Genomic DNA, 3,546 nt, shown 5'->3' on the forward strand with positions numbered 1-3,546 from the left:
CCGGCACCGGGCCGACGGCGAGAAGGTCCAGGTCGTCGACGTCCGCTCGGCGAAGGACCGGGCCAAGGGCTTCGTGGAGGACTCGCTGCACATCCCGCTGGCCGAGCTGCGCGCCCGGGCCGGTGAGCTGGACCCGGCCGCGCTGACCGTGACGTACTGCAACAAGGGCGTCACCGGCAACGCGGGACAGAACGTGCTGCGCAACCTCGGCTTCGAGCAGGTCTATAACCTGTCCGGCGGCAACAAGAACTACCAGGCCTGGGCCTCGACCCAGCACCCTTCCGCGAAGTAGAGCGCCTGTCCGAGTCTCCCTGGCGGCACCGGGGAGACTCGGACAGGCGCTCTACTTCGCGGAAGCGTTCGGTCACTCGTCGCCGGAGCGGCCGTGCTCGATCCCGGTCGTGAAGCCGACCTTGACCGGCTCGGGCGCGCTGCCGCATCCAGAGGCCGACTCGGCCGTGCTACCGCAGCCGGACGCCGCCTCGGCGGGTGCGCCCAGTCCGAGCGTGACCGTCTGCGGGCCCGGCGGCGCCGCGCAGCATCCGCCGCTGGTCGCCCCGGCCAGAGCCTCGGCGGAGACCACACCGTCCGCGTCGGCGGCGAACGCCAGGTCCGAGGAGCAGACGCCGGTCTGGGGCAGGTTCAGCTCGACGGCGTCGGCCGCTGCCCGGTCCCCGGCGAGGGCCGCGACCACGGATCGCACCTGCTCGTAGCCGGTGGCCAGCAGGAACGTGGGCGCCCGGCCGTAGGACTTCATGCCGACCAGGTAGAACCCGTCGTCCGGGTGGGTCAGCTCGGTCTCGCCGTGCGCGGGCACGGTGCCGCACGAGTGGTGGTTGGGGTCGATGAGGGAGGCGATCTGGCGCGGCGCCTCGACGACGGGGTCCAGATCGAGACGGACCTCGCGCAGCATGTTCAGGTCGGGCCGGAAGCCGGTCGCGTTGACGATCGTGTCGACGGCCAGGTCGAGCACGCCGTCGGTGCCGTCCTTGCGTGCCGTGCCCAGCACACGCACGGTGCCAGAAGCGTCGGGCTCCAGCCGTTCGATCGCGACGCGGGTCAGCAGCTCGACGCGCCCGGCCTCGACGGCGTCGCGCAGGCGTGTGCCGAGCAGGCCGCGGGCGGGCAGCTCGTCGTCGCTACCGCCGCCGTACAGGCGGCGTGCCGACCCCCCGCGGATGGCCCAGACGATGCGCGTGGTCGGCTCGTCCTTGGCCAGCTCGACCAGGCTGAGCAGGGTGTTCGCAGCGGAATGGCCCATGCCGACCACGAGTGTCGCCCGGCCGGCGAACCGCTCGCGGTCGGAGCCCAGCACGTTCGGCAGGGCGCCGGTCAGGTGCTCGGCGGCGTGCTCCTCGCCGATCGCGGGCAGGCCCGACAGTCCGAGCGGGTTGGGCGTGCCGTAGGTACCCGAGGCGTCGATCACCGCGCTGGCGCGGGTCTCGTGGACCTCTCCCCCGGCGGTGTACCGCACCAGGTACGGCCGACGCTCGCGGCCGAGAGAGCGGGACCGGTCGGCCCCGTCCCTGGCGACGTCGGAGACTCGCGCGCCGTAGCGGACGTGGTCGCCCAGGACTGCGGCCAGCGGGGCAAGGTAGTTCTCGACCAGGTCGCTGCCGGTGGGCAGCGCGTCCGGGTTCGGCTCGGTCCAGCCGGTCCCGGCCAGCAGACGGCGGGCGGCGGCGTCGATGTCGTACTGCCACGGGGAGAACAGGCGGACGTGTCCCCACGAGGCGACGGCGGCGGCCGGACCGCTCCCGGCTTCCAGCACCAGGGGCTCGAGGCCGCGTTCCAGCAGGTGTGCCGCGGCGGCAAGGCCGACCGGCCCCGCGCCGATGACGACGACGGGCAGGTTCTCGCGGGACGTCTCGGTCATGACCGACTCCTCAGATCGAAGGTCTTCGATGGATCAACGGGAGCAACATATCCATACTCTTCGATGCGTGGCAAGATGGAGTCCATGACCACGACTCTCGCCCTGGCCGACCCGCCGCGCACCATCCCGGTGTCAGCGTCCGGTGCCTGCTGTGCACCGCTGGTCCGCGAGGCGGCCGATCCGCAGACCGCCATCGAGATCGCCCATGTGTTCAAGGCGCTGAGCGACCCCACCCGCGTGCGGCTGCTCTCGATCGTCGCCGCGCACGACGGCGGCGAGGCGTGCGTGTGCGACCTCACCGAACCGGTCGGCCTGTCCCAGCCCACCGTGAGCCACCACCTCAAGCTGCTCGTCGAGGCCGGTCTGCTGACTCGTGAGCAGCGCGGGAAGTGGGGCTACTACTCGGTGGTGCCGGGTGCGCTGAACCGGCTCGGGGTGCTGCTCACCGACGTGACGGCCACCGAGCCGACGTCCTGAGGGACAGCTTCGATGCGGTGACGCGACCAGAAGTTGGGGGTTGCATCCGGTACCCAGGTACAGGCTTAGCGTGGAATTGCGCGGGGTGAACGGCCCCCGTAGATCAGGAGCATGCGATGTCTGTCGAGTTGGCCTGGGTCGATGTCCAGGCGTGCATCCTTCCCACGGTCGAGCGCCCGCTACGGCTGGCGGAGTTCGACGCCGTCTTTGCCGATCACCTGGTCGAGGTGACGGAGCAGTCGGCCACCGGCGCGGCCCTGCACTTCACCGGTGGTGACGACGTGAGCGCAACGCTCGCTGACCTGACTGCTCGGGAGTCCCAGTGCTGCTCGTTCTTCGAGTTCGAGCTGACCGACGACAACAACTCCGTCCGGCTGGCCGTCAACGTGCCGCCCGCGCACGCGGACGTTCTGACCGCCCTGGTCGAGCGGGCGCGGCTTGTAGCAGCCGGTGACGCAGGATGACCGCCCTTCTCCGTTCCGGACAGGTCGCACAGGCGGCCGGCGTCAATCAGCAGACGCTGCGCTATTACGAACGCCGGGGACTGCTGGACGAACCCGAGCGCACCAACGGTGGACATCGTCTGTACCCCGCAAAGGCAGTGACCGCGCTGCGAGTCATCAAGACCGCGCAACGCCTGGGGTTCACCCTCGACGAGGTTGCCGACCTGCTGACCGGCGGACACCACCACGGACGCGTCGTCGACCCGAGCCTTCAGGCTCAGGCGCGGCGCAAGATCGAAGAGGTCGACCAGCGCATCCACGACCTGGAGATCATCAAGGCCAACCTCCAGGCCGCCGTCGACGCAGGATGCGACGACATCACACTCTGCGCGACGACCGACTGCTGCCCCATCCCGTTCGCCGAGCTGACGACCGACGAGAGGAGCGGCAATGCGTGAGCGCCACCTGCTCGGCGCGGGTGCGTGACACGCTCTTGTCTGTGGACAATCTGCGTTCGATCGCCCTCTTCATCGTGGCCGCCATCGCCGAGATCGGCGGCGCCTGGCTGGTCTGGCAAGGTGTCCGGGAGCACCGCGGCTGGATCTGGATCGGAGCCGGAGTCATCGCGCTCGGTATCTACGGCTTCGTTGCCACGCTCCAGCCCGACGCCAACTTCGGCCGCATCCTGGCCGCCTACGGCGGGATCTTCGTCGCCGGATCCCTGGCGTGGGGCATGGTGATGGACGGCTT

General features: G+C 70.4%; 6 protein-coding genes. 5 read left to right on the forward strand and 1 reads right to left on the reverse strand.

The features are described from left to right. Positions 1 to 292, forward strand: a 292-nt coding sequence (locus APR04_RS30130; protein WP_253878309.1) for a rhodanese-like domain-containing protein, incomplete at its 5' end; no start/stop codon positions are given. Positions 293 to 364: 72 nt separating this feature from the next. Here the strand turns inward: APR04_RS30130 and APR04_RS30135 are convergent. Continuing rightward, entirely contained in the window at positions 365 to 1,876 is a 1,512-nt protein-coding gene (locus APR04_RS30135; protein WP_253878311.1) for an FAD-dependent oxidoreductase, read from the reverse strand. Positions 1,877 to 1,960: 84 nt separating this feature from the next. Between APR04_RS30135 and APR04_RS30140 the strand changes: the two genes are divergently transcribed. From APR04_RS30140 to APR04_RS30155, 4 genes are all read left to right on the forward strand, one after another. After that, positions 1,961 to 2,353: an ArsR/SmtB family transcription factor gene (locus tag APR04_RS30140; protein ID WP_253878313.1), complete on the forward strand. Its 393-nt coding sequence runs from the start codon at positions 1,961 to 1,963 to the stop codon at positions 2,351 to 2,353. Between the two features lie 116 nt (positions 2,354 to 2,469). Continuing rightward, positions 2,470 to 2,817, forward strand: a complete 348-nt coding sequence (locus APR04_RS30145; protein ID WP_253878315.1) for a hypothetical protein — start codon at positions 2,470 to 2,472, stop codon at positions 2,815 to 2,817. Next, the gene (locus APR04_RS30150; RefSeq protein ID WP_253878317.1) at positions 2,814 to 3,254 is read left to right on the forward strand and encodes a MerR family transcriptional regulator; all 441 of its coding nucleotides are present in this window, start codon (positions 2,814 to 2,816) and stop codon (positions 3,252 to 3,254) included. The genes APR04_RS30145 and APR04_RS30150 overlap by 4 nt, the downstream gene beginning before the upstream one ends. Positions 3,255 to 3,295: 41 nt before the next feature. Continuing rightward, positions 3,296 to 3,546: YnfA family protein (locus APR04_RS30155; RefSeq protein ID WP_253878319.1), on the forward strand; the 251-nt coding region annotated here is incomplete at its 3' end.

It is taken from the genome of Promicromonospora umidemergens, from assembly GCF_024171995.1.
Lineage (GTDB): Bacteria > Actinomycetota > Actinomycetes > Actinomycetales > Cellulomonadaceae > Promicromonospora > Promicromonospora umidemergens.

Coding starts and splice junctions, on each gene's coding strand:
- APR04_RS30135 (WP_253878311.1), bottom strand. CDS start 1,876: ATGACCGAGACGTCCCGCGAGAACCTGCCCGTCGTCGTCATCGGCGCG.
- APR04_RS30140 (WP_253878313.1), top strand. CDS start 1,961: ATGACCACGACTCTCGCCCTGGCCGACCCGCCGCGCACCATCCCGGTG.
- APR04_RS30145 (WP_253878315.1), top strand. CDS start 2,470: ATGTCTGTCGAGTTGGCCTGGGTCGATGTCCAGGCGTGCATCCTTCCC.
- APR04_RS30150 (WP_253878317.1), top strand. CDS start 2,814: ATGACCGCCCTTCTCCGTTCCGGACAGGTCGCACAGGCGGCCGGCGTC.